The 14703-nt window shown below is 37.8% G+C and carries 17 protein-coding genes and 1 other annotated feature; of the genes, 14 read left to right on the forward strand and 3 right to left on the reverse strand.

The window, feature by feature from the left end:
* Nucleotides 1-12: 12 nt before the first annotated feature.
* Both JEP71_RS00305 and JEP71_RS00310 read left to right on the forward strand, forming a co-directional pair.
* Nucleotides 13-267, forward strand: a complete 255-nt coding sequence (locus JEP71_RS00305; RefSeq protein ID WP_198625553.1) for a colicin E3-like toxin immunity protein — start codon at nt 13-15, stop codon at nt 265-267.
* A gap of 692 nt (nt 268-959) precedes the next feature.
* Nucleotides 960-1631: a transglycosylase SLT domain-containing protein gene (locus JEP71_RS00310; protein WP_109372521.1), complete on the forward strand. Its 672-nt coding sequence runs from the start codon at nt 960-962 to the stop codon at nt 1629-1631.
* On the opposite strand, the gene JEP71_RS00315 is transcribed toward JEP71_RS00310, so the two are convergent.
* The gene (locus JEP71_RS00315; RefSeq protein ID WP_198625554.1) at nt 1628-2341 is read right to left on the reverse strand and encodes a MarC family NAAT transporter; all 714 of its coding nucleotides are present in this window, start codon (nt 2339-2341) and stop codon (nt 1628-1630) included. The two genes, JEP71_RS00310 and JEP71_RS00315, sit on opposite strands and share 4 nt — an antisense overlap.
* Before the next feature lie 99 nt (nt 2342-2440).
* On the reverse strand, nt 2441-3034 hold the full coding sequence (locus tag JEP71_RS00320; RefSeq protein WP_198619692.1) for a GNAT family N-acetyltransferase: 594 nt from the start codon (nt 3032-3034) through the stop codon (nt 2441-2443).
* 263 nt (nt 3035-3297) lie between these two features.
* Between JEP71_RS00320 and JEP71_RS00325 the strand changes: the two genes are divergently transcribed.
* Both JEP71_RS00325 and JEP71_RS00330 read left to right on the forward strand, forming a co-directional pair.
* Nucleotides 3298-3636 (forward strand): tRNA-binding protein, encoded by a 339-nt coding sequence (locus tag JEP71_RS00325; protein WP_088495790.1) that lies wholly within the window; start codon nt 3298-3300, stop codon nt 3634-3636.
* 99 nt (nt 3637-3735) lie between these two features.
* A complete protein-coding gene (locus tag JEP71_RS00330) occupies nt 3736-4425 on the forward strand; it encodes an AraC family transcriptional regulator (protein WP_109372519.1) in 690 nt (229 codons plus the stop codon).
* A 4-nt stretch (nt 4426-4429) separates the two neighbouring features.
* Here JEP71_RS00330 and JEP71_RS00335 read toward each other — a convergent pair whose 3' ends face one another.
* Nucleotides 4430-4870 (reverse strand): PACE efflux transporter, encoded by a 441-nt coding sequence (locus JEP71_RS00335; protein WP_198619637.1) that lies wholly within the window; start codon nt 4868-4870, stop codon nt 4430-4432.
* Between the two features lie 380 nt (nt 4871-5250).
* On the opposite strand from JEP71_RS00335, the gene thrS reads away from it, so the two are divergent.
* From thrS to JEP71_RS00385, 10 genes are all read left to right on the forward strand, one after another.
* Entirely contained in the window at nt 5251-7179 is a 1929-nt protein-coding gene (gene thrS / locus JEP71_RS00340) for a threonine--tRNA ligase (protein WP_198625555.1), read from the forward strand.
* 3 nt (nt 7180-7182) lie between these two features.
* Nucleotides 7183-7722 carry a translation initiation factor IF-3 gene (gene infC, locus JEP71_RS00345; protein WP_036937410.1) on the forward strand — a complete coding sequence of 180 codons (540 nt, stop codon included), beginning with the start codon at nt 7183-7185 and terminating at the stop codon, nt 7720-7722.
* Nucleotides 7723-7816: 94 nt separating this feature from the next.
* Complete coding sequence (gene rpmI, locus JEP71_RS00350) at nt 7817-8014, forward strand: 50S ribosomal protein L35 (RefSeq protein WP_004263702.1); 198 nt, start codon at nt 7817-7819, stop codon at nt 8012-8014.
* A gap of 42 nt (nt 8015-8056) precedes the next feature.
* Nucleotides 8057-8413, forward strand: a complete 357-nt coding sequence (gene rplT / locus JEP71_RS00355) for a 50S ribosomal protein L20 (protein WP_006537111.1) — start codon at nt 8057-8059, stop codon at nt 8411-8413.
* A gap of 107 nt (nt 8414-8520) precedes the next feature.
* Nucleotides 8521-8644 (forward strand) — a sequence feature (Phe leader region).
* Nucleotides 8522-8569 (forward strand): pheST operon leader peptide PheM, encoded by a 48-nt coding sequence (gene pheM, locus JEP71_RS17715; RefSeq protein WP_120655563.1) that lies wholly within the window; start codon nt 8522-8524, stop codon nt 8567-8569. It overlaps the preceding feature by 48 nt.
* A gap of 99 nt (nt 8645-8743) precedes the next feature.
* Nucleotides 8744-9727, forward strand: a complete 984-nt coding sequence (gene pheS / locus JEP71_RS00365; protein WP_023582383.1) for a phenylalanine--tRNA ligase subunit alpha — start codon at nt 8744-8746, stop codon at nt 9725-9727.
* A gap of 14 nt (nt 9728-9741) precedes the next feature.
* Entirely contained in the window at nt 9742-12129 is a 2388-nt protein-coding gene (gene pheT, locus JEP71_RS00370; RefSeq protein WP_198625556.1) for a phenylalanine--tRNA ligase subunit beta, read from the forward strand.
* Nucleotides 12130-12133: 4 nt separating this feature from the next.
* Nucleotides 12134-12430, forward strand: a complete 297-nt coding sequence (gene ihfA / locus JEP71_RS00375; RefSeq protein WP_023582381.1) for an integration host factor subunit alpha — start codon at nt 12134-12136, stop codon at nt 12428-12430.
* A gap of 380 nt (nt 12431-12810) precedes the next feature.
* Complete coding sequence (gene btuC / locus JEP71_RS00380) at nt 12811-13827, forward strand: vitamin B12 ABC transporter permease BtuC (RefSeq protein WP_198625557.1); 1017 nt, start codon at nt 12811-12813, stop codon at nt 13825-13827.
* Nucleotide 13828: 1 nt separating this feature from the next.
* Complete coding sequence (locus tag JEP71_RS00385) at nt 13829-14578, forward strand: vitamin B12 ABC transporter ATP-binding protein BtuD (RefSeq protein ID WP_198619634.1); 750 nt, start codon at nt 13829-13831, stop codon at nt 14576-14578.
* Nucleotides 14579-14703 lie beyond the last annotated feature (125 nt).

Below are 14703 nucleotides of genomic sequence, written 5' to 3' on the forward strand. Positions count from 1 at the left end.
AGAATAAATATCATGGGATTGAAAGTACATTTACAATGGTTTGATAAAAAAACGGAAGACTTTATTGGAAAAGAATATTCAACAGATCTGGGTGATGATGATACGGTTATTGAACAAACCGTTAAGCCGACAGAAAACATCATCAATAACGGCGGTTTTGATGTTATTTCTGCGTGGGTTCCTTATCTGCAGAAGCACCTTAAACATAAAATTGAGCTAAATAAATACGATTACCAGGTAGCATTTGATTACCGTGATAAGTGGTAATGAACAAACGTATATAATATTAACTAGTATCGTTTTGAAAGCCTCTTAACGGAGGCTTTTTGTTCTAAGTGAATACTAAAAAAAGTCAGTTATTTAATTAATCTTAACACATTCGCCTTCAATAAAATCTCCTCCGCTATTTTCATATTTCACAACATGGCATTCCCCCTGCAATCCATAACGACTAATGACATAATGAACATCAGGATGAATTACTTAGTCTCGGTATTTGTTTTGTCGCCTCTCGTAACGGGATATCTTTTCTAATAAGCCATCCTTAACAACACCATCTAGTGTTTTGTAAGTAGATTCGAGAATCTTTTTCTTGTTAAAAGAATCCTATCCTTTAAGCATTAAGCTACATCAGAAACCTCAAAAGGAGGGGAGCCTATTTCACCAGCTACTCATGCAAGATTCTCAGGCTTAAATAATTCCATTATCTTTTTTTCTTTCTGGGTTCGCTTCATGAGGTTCATCTCGGATCTAGTTAGTTTTTGGATAGTATGGAGAGTATAATAGAAGAGCTAATTTGAGATAAAACGCACACACTAGAAGTCGTAATAGATTGATTTATTTCTCATGTTTTGCCATATTTTAGCATGCATTTTTGAATGAAAATAGAATAATATATCTATAAATTATTGATATATAAAACATGTCTTCGTGCAACCCTTTATGCAAAAGGATAAAACGTGAAAGTAAACATCATCTTTTCTTTGGCAATTTTGCTTCTTGCTGGTTGTGCTGATCATGCTCGTCAACCTGTTCAAAAAGAAACATCACGATTCTTAAGCCAAAAACCAGTAGAGAACCGCGTTAATAATGCTTCAATTTCAACGGCACAATGGAAATCAACACCTTTTGATAACCATATACAGCAAGCATCAAGCCGTTACGATGTTGATGAAACATTAATTAAGGCGATTATCCAAGTTGAATCAAACTTTAGACCTGAAGTTATTAGCAAATCAAATGCAGTTGGGTTAATGCAAATTAAAGCATCAACTGCGGGAAGAGATGTTTACCAAAATAGAGGTAAGGCAGGGCAACCAACAACGGCTCAACTAAAAGATCCCGCCATTAATATCGATTTGGGTACAGCTTATATTCAATTATTAAGAGAGCGTCACCTTGTTGGTATTGCCGATCCTGAAACTCTTTATTACGCCACTATCCTTGCTTATGTAAATGGCGCAGGCGCTTTATTAAGAACATTTGATAAAGATAGAGATAATGCCATCGCTAAAATTAATTCAATGAGTGCGGATGATTTTTATCGTTATGTCGAAAAAAATCATCCAGCTTCTCAAGCGCCGCGTTATTTAGCAAAAGTGAGAGCGGCTTACCATGCAGGTGATAATTAATCTGGCAAATTAGCTGCGGCTTGAGCCTGTTTTAATAAAGCAGGCAAATCAGCAATAATTTCAAGAACGCCATTGATCATAAACTGAACGCCCATACAGATTAATAAAAATCCCATTACGCGAGAAATAGCGTCAATACCGCTGTGGCCTAAATACTTCATAATGCTGGTGGAGCCACGAAGTGATACCCAAACAATAACGCTAATTAAAAAGAAGCTTGTCACAGGGGCGATATACAATACCCATTGTGCAATATCAGTACGTGAGGGAATTGAAGCCGCCGTACTGATTATCATTGCAATTGTTCCGGGACCCGCTGTACTTGGCATTGCTAAAGGAACAAAGGCAATATTAGGTTCTTTGGGATTACGATGTGGATTGTTTTCGTCTGAAATAGGATCATCGACATTAGGAGTATTTGGAAACAGCATACTAAAGCCAATAAAGGCAACTATCATTCCGCCTGCAATACGAAGACCGGGGATCGAAATACCAAAGGTTGTCATTATGATCCGTCCCGCATAGAACGCGATGGTCATAATAAGGAAAATATACACACATGCCATTAAGGATTGTTGATTACGTTGTTCCTTTGTCATATTGCCTGAAAGGCCAAGCCAAAGAGCAACAGTCGTTAATGGATTAGTTAAAGGCAAAAGCAAAATAAGACCAAGACCGATAGCCTGAAAAAACTGGTAAACAGAGTGCATGGAATATAAAAGCTCCCAATAACAGGTAATTAAGGAGTAATTATGATAACAAATTAAACGAGATAAAAGTTATTTTCCTCGTAATATTCTTAATGTTTATTAGTATTTTTTCATAAGCCATTCTAAATGCATTTTTACCGATCCCCAGTCATAATCAGTAATGCTATAAACGCAAGTATCTCTTTTTTGTCCCGTCGTCGTTAATCTATGATTACGTAAAATACCATCCAGTTTTGCACCAAGTCGTTCAATCGCTCTACGGCTAGTTTGATTTAATATATGAGTACGAAATTCAACAGCAATGCATTGCAAGTCTTCTAAGGCATATTTAAGTAAGAGATATTTAGCTTCAGTGTTTATTCCTGTTCTTTGTACTTCTTTGGTATACCACGTTGAACCAATTTCTAATCTTGGAGTTTGGCTATCAATATTCATAAAGGTTGTTATGCCAACCACACGGCTATTAGCTTTAGAAATAATGGTAAAAGGCAACATTAATCCTTTTTGTTGTAACTGAAGTTTATGCTCAATATCGCGTTGTAATTCTGTTACTGAAGGAACGGTGGTATACCAAAGCTCATCGGGTCTATCTTTTTCAATTAGTTCATAGAGTTCTGAGTAGTGTTCCATACTTAGGGGCACTAAACGCACAAGTTTTCCTTCTAATGTTGTCCACTCTGTTATTTTTTTCATCATAAATATTCTCTGGGGGGAATAAAAACACATTTCTTAAGAATACTTTTTATACATAACAAATTTATGAATTGATATGGTTATTTAAAAGGTTATTAAAAAGTAGATAAATTTCAGAATGATGAAAATAGAGAAAAAAGAGTGTGAGTGACTCTTTCTCAACAGAGAATGATTGTCTCACCACAGGTGAGCCAGCATCATGCGTGTTAATCTATAATTCAGTAATAGTGATATAACCATAAACACAATAGATTGGTAAAAAAATGACAGATTTAATTGAATGGGATGATTTTTTACGAGTAGAAATGAGAGTAGGAACGATTATTAGCGCAGAAATAAATAAAAAAGCGAATAAACCTGCTTATGTTATGGAAGTTGATTTGGGCGAATTAGGTATAAAGCGTTCAAGTGCTCAAATTACGGTAAACTATACACCTGAAGAGCTTGTGGGACGTCGTATTTTATGTGTATGTAATTTTCCAGTTAAACGCATTGCAGGTATAAAATCTGAAGTTTTAATTACAGGGGCACCTGATGAAACAGGAGCAATTGTATTGGCTGAGTTTAACTTACCTTTACCAAATGGCTCGCGTTTAGCCTAAAAAATAAGTATCTTGATAAGACACTCTTAAATAGTGATGTTCGGCTGAGTTTTGATATAGTAATTATTCAATAGCAGGATGGATATAAAGGAGTGTCTTTTGTTATTACCTCAATTGCATTTGCGATGTTATACACAAGAGACGGTATCTCATCAGCATGATAATTTATGGCAGATTATTTTCGGGCTTTCGGGTTCGATGGAAGTTAATTTCAATCGAGAAGATTTTCTGATTTCCAATCAAAACTGTTTGATTATCCCTCCAACTATTCATCATGCCTTTTCAGGCAATATAGATAATAAAAATCTTATTCTAGAACTCCCTGCAACGTCTCAATGGCAATTAAGTGAGAAAGGTGGACAATTTGTGTTATCACCAGCAGCCATTGGTTTATTAGAGTGGCTACATCAATATCCTCAACCTCCAGATCAATATTCAACGATCACACGTTTATTACTCGCTCAAATGAAAATACAAAAAGGTTGGCGCGATAGTTTGGATGCTTGGTTAGTGAATAAATTACATACACCATTAACCACATATGATATTGCTTGCGCTTTTAATACGTCAGTGAGTACGTTACAACGAAAAATGAAAGCAGAGGTGGGAGTATCTGTGATGCAATATGTCACTCAGCAGCGACTTAGCAAAGCCGCTGAATTATTAAAATACACATCAGTAAATATTGAAAATATTGCTTTAGTTGTAGGATATGACTCGCATTCTGCATTTAGTCAGGCATTTCGCCAATACTTTAATAAAAGTCCTACTGAGTATCGACAAGATTAAGCCATTACACCACTTTGTTTCCTGTTGAATAAACTCGAGGGCATAATTTATCGAAGGCGAGTGTAAATAAATAGGTATAGACAAAGAAGAACACTAATATCGTGATTTCCATACTAATTGCTTTGATAAAATCCACGTTATACCACCACATATAAAGTGGAATGGTAAAGAAGAACAGACCTAATTCAAAACTTATTGCATGAGTAAGCCGTACCATAACGGTACGCTTTTTGATTTTTAGTTTTGATTCAATTAATTCAAAGAAAGAATTAAAAATATAATTCCAAATCAAGGCAATAACAGAAACAGCGATTGCAACGGGTAGTGAATTATGTGATTGGCTTTGGCTTAATATCGCTAGTAAAACAGTGCTTAATAAAATCGCAAGAGTTTCAAAGGTAATAGCATAGACTAATTTACGAGAGCGGGGCTTTAGATAAAACACGTTACACACCTTATATATTAACAATGAAGATTCTGGTCCGCCCCAGAGAATGTTATTTTAAAAGCCACGGTTTCCGCTTGCTCGTTATGGTAGTCAAATTAAAGAAAAAATTCTATCTATCTCCCTGTATTAAAAAAAGAGATGTTAAAATTACCGATGAGATAAATGTATAAATCTTTATAGTCTGTGATAATATCCCCCCTGAGTTACGATAAGGCTCAGTGATGCTATGGATATTTATAAAATAAATATGTGTACATAACTGTGTACAAACCTCGCGAGGTAAAGTGAGAAATTGTCGTAACGTACTGAATATATATGAAATAAAAAGCTTACAAGTGATCTTGCGTATGGGTCACCACTGTAAATAAGGATTTTAAATGCCAATTATTACTCTTCCTGACGGAAGCCAACGTCAATTTGAAAATGCAGTTTCTGTCATGGATGTCGCTGCAGATATCGGCCCTGGACTTGCGAAAGCATGTATTGCAGGCTGTGTTAATGGTGAGCTGGTAGATGCTTGTGAATTAATCGAACATGATGCAAATCTGGCGATTATCACCGCAAAAGATGATGAAGGTCTTGAAATTATTCGTCACTCTTGTGCCCACTTATTGGGACATGCAATTAAACAATTATGGCCACACACCAAAATGGCGATTGGTCCTGTTATTGAAAATGGATTCTACTACGATGTCGATTTAGACCATTCGCTAACACAGGAAGATTTAGACACTCTAGAAAAACGCATGCTAGAGTTGGCGAAAACAGATTATGACGTTGTTAAAAAACGCGTAAGCTGGGCTGAAGCTCGTGAAACATTTGTTTCTCGTGGTGAAGACTATAAAGTTGCTATTCTTGACGAAAATATTAGCCAAGATTCTCAACCAGGTCTTTATCATCACCAAGAATATGTTGATATGTGCCGTGGACCACACGTTCCAAACATGCGTTTCTGTCATAACTTCAAATTACAGAAAATCGCAGGTGCATATTGGCGCGGTAACAGCGATAATAAAATGCTACAACGCATTTATGGTACAGCTTGGGCTGATAAGAAACAGTTAAAAGCTTACTTAGATCGCTTAGAAGAAGCGGCCAAACGTGACCACCGCAAAATTGGTAAACAGCTTGATTTATATCATATGCAAGAAGAAGCGCCGGGTATGGCTTTCTGGCATAATGATGGCTGGACTATTTTCCGTGAGTTAGAAACATTTGTACGTTGTAAATTAAAAGAATATGATTACCAAGAAGTAAAAGGTCCATTTATGATGGATCGTGTTCTTTGGGAAAAAACAGGTCACTGGGAAAACTACAAAGAAAACATGTTCACAACATCTTCAGAGAACCGTGAATATTGTATCAAACCAATGAACTGCCCAGGTCACGTACAAATCTTCAAACAAGGTTTACGTTCTTACCGTGATTTGCCATTACGTATGGCTGAATTCGGTAGTTGCCATCGTAATGAACCATCAGGTGCATTGCATGGTTTAATGCGTGTTCGTGGCTTTACACAAGACGATGCGCATATCTTCTGTACTGAAGAACAGATTTTAAGTGAAGTAAATGACTGCATCAAATTGATTTATGATGTATATTCTACTTTTGGATTTGAAAAAATCGTTGTTAAGCTGTCTACTCGCCCAGAAAAACGTATCGGTGAAGATGCATTATGGGATGTTGCTGAAGCAGACTTAGCAAAAGCCTTAACTGATAACAATATTGAATTTGAATATCAGCCAGGCGAAGGGGCGTTTTATGGCCCTAAAATAGAATTTACACTTTACGATTGTTTAGATCGTGCATGGCAGTGTGGTACAGTTCAATTAGACTTCTCACTACCAGGTCGTTTAGGCGCATCTTATGTTGCCGAAAACAACGAGCGTAAAGTACCTGTTATGTTACACCGAGCAGTGCTGGGATCCTTAGAACGTTTTATTGGTATTCTGACAGAAGAATACGCAGGATTCTTCCCAACTTGGTTAGCACCACAGCAGGTTGTCGTGATGAATATCACGGATGGACAGGCTGATTATGTACAAAAACTCGTCAAAGAATTGCAAGATGCCGGAATTCGAGCAAAAGCAGACTTGAGAAATGAGAAGATTGGCTTTAAAATTCGTGAACATACTTTACGTCGTGTTCCGTACATGCTTGTCTGTGGAGATAAAGAAGTTGAATCAGGCAAAGTGGCGGTTCGTACTCGTCGAGGAAAAGACCTTGGTAGTATCGACGTTAACGAATTTAAAGAAAAGCTTCTGCAAGAAATTAGAAGCAGAAGTCTTCATCAGTTGGAGGAATAAGGTATTAAAGGCGGAAAAAGAATTCAATCAACGCGTCAGAATCGCATCAATGGTGAGATTCGCGCTCATGAAGTTCGTTTAACAGGTTTAGATGGCGAACAGATTGGAGTTGTTAGTCTGAAAGAGGCTCTTGAGAAAGCCGAGGAAGCAGGTGCTGATTTAGTTGAAATTAGTCCTAATGCCGAGCCGCCGGTTTGTCGTATTATGGACTACGGCAAATTCCTCTATGAGAAAAGTAAGACTCTCAAAGAACAGAAAAAGAAACAAAAAGTTATTCAGGTTAAGGAAGTTAAATTCCGTCCTGGTACAGATGAAGGCGACTATCAGGTCAAACTACGCAACCTGATTCGTTTTCTTGAAGATGGCGATAAAGCCAAAGTCACACTGCGTTTCCGTGGTCGTGAAATGGCACACCAACAAATCGGTATGGAAATGCTTAACCGTATCCGTGAAGATTTGGATGAACTGGCTGCTGTTGAATCTTTCCCTAATAAGATTGAAGGGCGTCAGATGATCATGGTGTTAGCGCCGAAGAAGAAATAGTCGGGCAATTCAAGTAATAGCGTCAGCCTTTAAAGGCTGATTGCTATTCGCCTTATTATTTTATGTTATTAACAATGCGAAGTGGATTATAGAAATGCCAAAGATTAAAACAGTACGCGGCGCAGCTAAGCGCTTTAAAAAAACTGCTGGTGGTGGCTTCAAGCGCAAGCATGCTAACCTCCGTCACATTCTGACTAAAAAGTCAACTAAGCGTAAACGTCATTTACGTCCAAAAGGCATGGTCTCTAAAGGAGATTTAGGTCTGGTCGTAGCTTGCTTACCATACGCATAAGTATCACTTTTTTAACAGAATATAGACATTTAGGAGTTTAATATGGCTCGTGCTAAACGTGGTGTTATCGCCCGTGCTCGTCACAAGAAAATTTTAAAGCAAGCTAAAGGTTATTACGGTGCACGTTCTCGTGTATATCGTGTAGCTTTCCAGGCTGTTATCAAAGCTGGTCAATATGCGTACCGTGACCGTCGTCAGAAAAAACGTCAGTTCCGTCAGCTGTGGATCGCGCGTATCAACGCAGCAGCTCGTCAGAACGGTATGTCTTATAGCCGTTTCATCAATGGTCTGAAAAAAGCATCCATTGAAATCGACCGTAAGATTCTGGCTGACATCGCTGTATTCGACAAAGTAGCATTCGCTGCTTTAGTTGAAAAAGCGAAAGGTGCTCTGGCTTAATTATTTATTAAGCAATGGAAGAGGGAGTTTTCTCCCTCTTTTATTTTGTCTAAATCTGTGGCTTAATGATATAAATTCAATAAGTTAATATTTTAAGAGACATTACCAATGTTAAATATCGCTTTTTTCCGTTTCTTTTTTTACTTTAGCGCCTAATTCAAGGGGGCTTTTGCGCGTAAGAAAAGAAACGAAAAGTAGCGCCTGAGCCTCCAATATGGAGGCTTTTTTGTTTTCAGATCCCAATACTGGGTTAGAAACTAAAAAGGCAATTTTATTCGTCATCATTGATAACAACTAATAGACCTCATCAGGTCAAAGGAAGAGGAAACGATGCCACATCTCGCTGAACTCGTTGCTCAAGCTAAAGCAGCTATCGAAGAGGCACAGGATGTTGCTGCGCTGGATTCGGTTCGTGTTGAATACTTGGGGAAAAAAGGTCATTTAACGCTTCAGATGTCCACGCTGCGCGACTTACCCGCGGAAGATCGTCCAGCTGCAGGGGCTGTCATTAATCAGGCTAAACAAGAGGTTCAGCAAGCGCTGAATACTCGTAAAGATTATCTTGAATCAGCATTATTAAACGAACGTTTATCTGCTGAGAAAATCGATGTATCTTTGCCTGGTCGCCGTATTGAAAACGGTGGTCTACACCCAGTAACTCGTACAATTGAACGTATTGAAACTTTCTTTGGCGAATTAGGGTTTTCTGTAGAATCTGGCCCTGAAATCGAAGATGATTATCATAACTTTGATGCGTTGAATATTCCTGCACATCACCCAGCAAGAGCCGACCACGATACTTTCTGGTTTGATGCGAAGCGTTTACTGCGTACACAAACATCGGGTGTACAAATTCGTACTATGCAAGATAAACAGCCACCTATTCGCATCATTGCACCAGGTCGCGTATATCGCAATGACTACGATCAGACTCACACACCAATGTTCCACCAAATTGAAGGCTTAATTGTTGATAAAGACATTAGCTTTACCAATTTAAAAGGAACACTACATGATTTCCTAAAAAACTTTTTTGAAGAAGATATGGAAATTCGTTTCCGTCCTTCTTATTTCCCATTCACTGAGCCTTCAGCAGAGGTCGATGTAATGGGTAAGAATGGTAAATGGTTAGAAGTGTTGGGTTGCGGTATGGTTCACCCAAATGTATTACGTAATGTAGGTATCGATCCTGAAGTTTATTCTGGTTTTGCGTTCGGTATGGGTATGGAACGTCTGACTATGTTACGTTACGGTGTCACCGATTTGCGTTCATTCTTCGAAAATGATCTTCGTTTCCTCAAACAGTTTAAATAAGGTGGGATTATCTCATGAAATTCAGTGAACTTTGGTTACGTGAGTGGGTAAACCCAGCGATTAGTAGCGAAGCGCTTTCTGAACAACTGACAATGGCTGGCCTTGAAGTTGACGGCGTTGAAGCTGTTGCCGGTGATTTTCACGGTGTGTTTGTAGGTGAAGTTGTTGAATGTGGACAACACCCTAATGCCGATAAATTGCGTGTAACGAAAGTTAACGTAGGCGGTGACAGATTACTCGATATCGTTTGTGGCGCACCTAATTGCCGCCAAGGCCTAAAAGTTGCAGTTGCAACTGTTGGCGCTGTATTACCAGGCGATTTCAAAATTAAAGCAGCAAAACTTCGTGGTGAACCCTCTGAAGGTATGCTGTGCTCATTTTCTGAATTAGCTATTTCAGAAAATCATGAAGGTATTATTGAATTACCTGCTGATGCACCTATTGGCATGGATATTCGTGAATACTTAAAATTAAATGATAATGCGATTGAAATTAGCATTACACCAAATCGTGCGGATTGCTTAGGCATTTTAGGTGTTGCTCGTGACATCGCTGTTATCAACAAAATGGAATGCCAAGTACCTGATATGTCGCCTGTTGCGGCAACTTCTTCAGCAACATTCCCTGTGCGTGTTGAAGCGCCAGAAGCGTGTCCACGTTATTTAGGTCGTGTTTTCACTAATATGAATGTGAAAGCAAAAACACCTTTATGGATGCAAGAAAAATTACGTCGTGGAGGCATTCGCTCTATTGACCCAATTGTTGATATCACCAACTTAATCCTACTTGAAATGGGTCAACCGCTACATGCGTTCGATCTTGATCGCGTTGAAGGTGCTGTTGTTGTTCGTATGGGTAAAGAAGGTGAAAAACTGACTTTACTTGATGGCAATGAAATTACATTAAAAGAAGATGTATTAGTTATTGCTGACGAAAAACAAGCATTAGGTATGGCTGGTATTTTCGGTGGTGAATCATCAGGTGTTAATGAAAAAACGAAAAATGTTTTCTTAGAGTGTGCATTCTTCTCTCCATTATCCATCACAGGCCGTGCACGTCGTTATGGCTTGCATACTGATGCCTCTCATCGTTTTGAGCGTGGTGTTGATTTTGAGCTGCAATACAACGCAATTGAGCGTGCAACTAAGTTACTGTTAGAAATTTGCGGTGGTGAAGTTGGTGAAGTGATTGATGTAACCAATAAAGCACATTTACCAAATATTGCACCAGTTAAATTAACACGTAAAAAATTAGACCGTTTATTAGGTCACGTAATTGATGATGCACAAGTTCTGGATTCATTAACTCGCTTAGGTTTCAACGTTTCTGTTGAAAATGATGGCTGGTTAGCAACAGTTCCTTCTTGGCGTTTTGATGTTCAAATCGAAGAAGATTTGATTGAAGAAGTTGCTCGTATTTATGGTTACAACAATATTCCAGATGTACCATTACGCGCTGATTTGGTGATGACTAATCATCGCGAAGCGAACTTGTCATTAAAACGCGTTAAAACAATGCTAGTAGACAACGGCTTCCAAGAAGCAATTACTTATAGTTTTGTTGATCCTAAGATCCAATCTTTACTACATCCAAATGAAGAAGCATTAATTCTGCCTAATCCAATTTCAGCGGATATGTCAGCAATGAGACTGTCTTTATTAACCGGATTATTGACTACGACTGTATATAATCAGAACCGTCAACAATCTAGAGTTAGGTTATTTGAAGCAGGTCTGCGTTTTGTTCCTGATAATCAAGCAGAATATGGAATACGTCAGGAACTTATGTTAGCTGGTGTGATCGCGGGCAACCGTAATGAAGAACATTGGGGTTTAGAGAAGCAAACTGTTGATTTCTTTGATTTGAAAGGTAATATTGAATCAATTCTGGAATTGACAGGCCAGCTAGATGAAATTACATTTAAACCAGCTAATCATTCAGCACTTCATCCGGGACAAAGTGCTGGGATTTATCTGAGAAATGAATATATTGGCTGTATTGGCGTTGTTCATCCAGAGCTTGAACGTAAACTTGACTTAAACGGTCGTACGGTAGTATTCGAAATACGTTGGAATGCAATTGCAAATCGCAGTTTACCACAAGCAAAAGCAATTTCTCGTTACCCTTCGAATCGTAGAGATATCGCTGTAGTTGTTCCGAATGATGTTGCTGCAGAGGATATTTTAGCCGAATGTAAGAAAGTTGGCGGAAATCAAATAGTTGGCATAAACTTATTTGACGTGTATTGTGGTAAGGGAGTAGCAGAGGGCTATAAAAGCCTCGCTATTAGCATAATCTTGCAGGATATCGAGCATACACTGGAAGAAGATGAGATTGCTGCAACAGTGAGTAACTGTGTAGCAGCATTGAAACAGCGATTCCAAGCATCCTTGAGGGACTAGACCTATGGCGCTTACAAAAGCTGAAATGGCAGAAAATCTGTTTGAAAAACTTGGTGTTAGCAAACGCGATGCAAAAGACCTTGTAGAATCCTTTTTTGAGGAAGTGCGTCGTTCTCTTGAAAATGGAGAACAGGTGAAGCTGTCTGGATTCGGAAACTTTGACCTGCGTGATAAAAATCAGCGCCCAGGTCGTAATCCGAAAACTGGGGAAGACATTCCTATTACAGCTCGCCGTGTTGTTACTTTCCGCCCAGGACAAAAGTTAAAAAGCCGGGTTGAGAGCGCAACACCAAAAGAATAAGATTTAAAAAACATCCAAAACGGCTTTCTTTGAAAGCCGTTTTTTTATCATAATTGTCTGTATTTAATTTTGATGATAAACGCATTAGGATGTTTATATTTATCGATATAGTCTGAATGGATATTTCTATTTGGATGGAAGGTTTTTATTTTTTCGTTATCTTTCTTTTTATTCTCATTTCTTATTTTGACTCTTTCTTTTCATCTCTTGCCTATATCAACACTGTGATAGTTAATTCCAATTTTTTCTCCATTATTAGAGACTGGCTTACATGTTCTAAATTTAGTTTTTCATCATTGAATACGAACATGTTATGTTGCTAAAAAATTATTTTATAAATAAAAACAGTAAGAGCCGTTGTTGCATGGATAGGGAATGAAATGAATAAAGAAAAAGAAATAAATCCTCTGATTAAATTTACTAAAAGACAACGCATTGACGACAGAAAAAAGCTGTTTCTAATGACATTAGTATTATGTTTCTTGTTTGTTTTTTCCCTCTCTGTTGGTGAGATTACGTTATTTCCACATCAATGGTTAACAGATGAAGCCCATTTATTTGTTTGGCAGATCCGTTTACCAAGAATACTTGCAGTAGTGGCTGTTGGTGCCAGCCTAGCAATTGCAGGCGCTATTATGCAGGCACTATTCCAAAATCCACTCGCAGAGCCAGGATTACTAGGAGTAAGCAGTGGTGCGGGAGTGTGTGTTGTATTAATCATTGTTTTACAAATTGGTTTAAGTCCTTGGTTAATAAGTAGTGCGGCGATACTCGGTGCATTAGGGATCACTCTCTTATTAATGTTTTTTACTCGCATAAGAAAACTGTCTAATGCTCAGTTACTATTAATTGGTGTGGCATTAGGTGTTATGGCAAGCGCGATAATGACTTGGCTGGTTTATTTCAGTTCAGCTTTGGATTTAAGACAATTAATGTATTGGTTGATGGGGAGTTTTAGTGGCATTGATTGGCGTCATCAAATCTTATTTTGGACTCTTATCCCTATTGTCTTAATTCTTATTCTACAAGCTGATGTTCTTAATTATTTATCTTTGGGTTCATTCAGAGCAAAGCAATTAGGTATATCCGTTAATCAATGGCGAAATTGGTTTATTTTAGCCGTTGGGTTATTGATAGGGCTGAGCGTTGCTTTAGCGGGCGCTATAAGCTTTGTAGGGCTTGTTGTACCGCATTTATTAAGACTATGTGGAATAACCCATTATAAAACGTTATTACCCGCGTGCGCGCTTGCTGGTGGCGGATTATTATTGCTTGCTGATCTGCTATCTCGCTTGATTTTAAATGGTGCAGAAGTTCCGATAGGAGTGATTACAGCAACGCTTGGTGCGCCTTTATTTATCTGGTTATTGGCAACAAAAGAGATGGGGCGTTTGTAATATGGCGTTACTTAAACTTGAGAATTTAAGTGTTAATAATCGACTTAACGCATTTACAGAACAAGTAAATTATGGCGAACGTGTTCACTTAATTGGCGCAAATGGCGCGGGAAAGAGCACACTTTTAATGGCAATCGCAGGAGAGCTTCCATTTAATGGTGAAATCATTCTAAACGAAACTTCAATAAGACATTATAAATATGATGATCTTTCTAGAATGCAAAGCATTGTTATACAACAATTGGAAGCTTTGTCATTTATGCCTGTTTTTCATTATCTCTCGCTATATCATAAATTGTCGAAAATGGATGTTCAGCAATTAAATATGCTGTTAAATGATTTTAAAATTGACAAATTATTGTCAAAAAACATTCATCATTTATCAGGAGGCGAATGGCAAAGGGTTAGAATTGTTGGTGCATTTATCCAATTATGGTCAAGTTATGATTTAAAAGGAAAATTAATATTACTTGATGAACCAACGAATAATTTAGATGTCGTACAGTTGGCAATTTTGGATAAATGGGTTGATAAATTTTGCCAACAAGGTGGTGCCGTTATTATGAGTACACATAATTTGAATCATTCTTATCAAAAAGCAGGCAGAGTTTGGCTCATAAAAAATGGATATTTGGTTAATTCTGGCGCATCTGCACTCTTATTGGACGAAAAATTATTATCAACTACATTTAATTCAAATATCAAGTGCATCAATGATGTTGATCATATTGATTGGCGGGTTTTGCAATAATATGACTATTGTTAAGCTTATCCCCAAGTAATTATTAAGGATTTTTTAATGTTTTCTTAATAAGACGGATGTCGGTGAACAATAGTTTGTATATAATTGTTTTTTATTCATTCATTAACTAGGCT

The organism is Proteus sp. PR00224, assembly GCF_016238105.1.
Taxonomy (GTDB): domain Bacteria; phylum Pseudomonadota; class Gammaproteobacteria; order Enterobacterales; family Enterobacteriaceae; genus Proteus.

What these genes read in the sequence shown, in the direction of transcription:
- JEP71_RS00305 (WP_198625553.1), top strand. Translation starts at nt 13, where the DNA reads ATGGGATTGAAAGTACATTTACAATGGTTTGATAAAAAAACGGAAGAC.
- JEP71_RS00315 (WP_198625554.1), bottom strand. Translation starts at nt 2,341, where the DNA reads ATGCACTCTGTTTACCAGTTTTTTCAGGCTATCGGTCTTGGTCTTATT.
- JEP71_RS00320 (WP_198619692.1), bottom strand. Translation starts at nt 3,034, where the DNA reads ATGAAAAAAATAACAGAGTGGACAACATTAGAAGGAAAACTTGTGCGT.
- JEP71_RS00325 (WP_088495790.1), top strand. Translation starts at nt 3,298, where the DNA reads ATGACAGATTTAATTGAATGGGATGATTTTTTACGAGTAGAAATGAGA.
- thrS (WP_198625555.1), top strand. Translation starts at nt 5,251, where the DNA reads ATGCCAATTATTACTCTTCCTGACGGAAGCCAACGTCAATTTGAAAAT.
- rpmI (WP_004263702.1), top strand. Translation starts at nt 7,817, where the DNA reads ATGCCAAAGATTAAAACAGTACGCGGCGCAGCTAAGCGCTTTAAAAAA.
- rplT (WP_006537111.1), top strand. Translation starts at nt 8,057, where the DNA reads ATGGCTCGTGCTAAACGTGGTGTTATCGCCCGTGCTCGTCACAAGAAA.
- pheS (WP_023582383.1), top strand. Translation starts at nt 8,744, where the DNA reads ATGCCACATCTCGCTGAACTCGTTGCTCAAGCTAAAGCAGCTATCGAA.
- pheT (WP_198625556.1), top strand. Translation starts at nt 9,742, where the DNA reads ATGAAATTCAGTGAACTTTGGTTACGTGAGTGGGTAAACCCAGCGATT.
- ihfA (WP_023582381.1), top strand. Translation starts at nt 12,134, where the DNA reads ATGGCGCTTACAAAAGCTGAAATGGCAGAAAATCTGTTTGAAAAACTT.
- btuC (WP_198625557.1), top strand. Translation starts at nt 12,811, where the DNA reads ATGAATAAAGAAAAAGAAATAAATCCTCTGATTAAATTTACTAAAAGA.
- JEP71_RS00385 (WP_198619634.1), top strand. Translation starts at nt 13,829, where the DNA reads ATGGCGTTACTTAAACTTGAGAATTTAAGTGTTAATAATCGACTTAAC.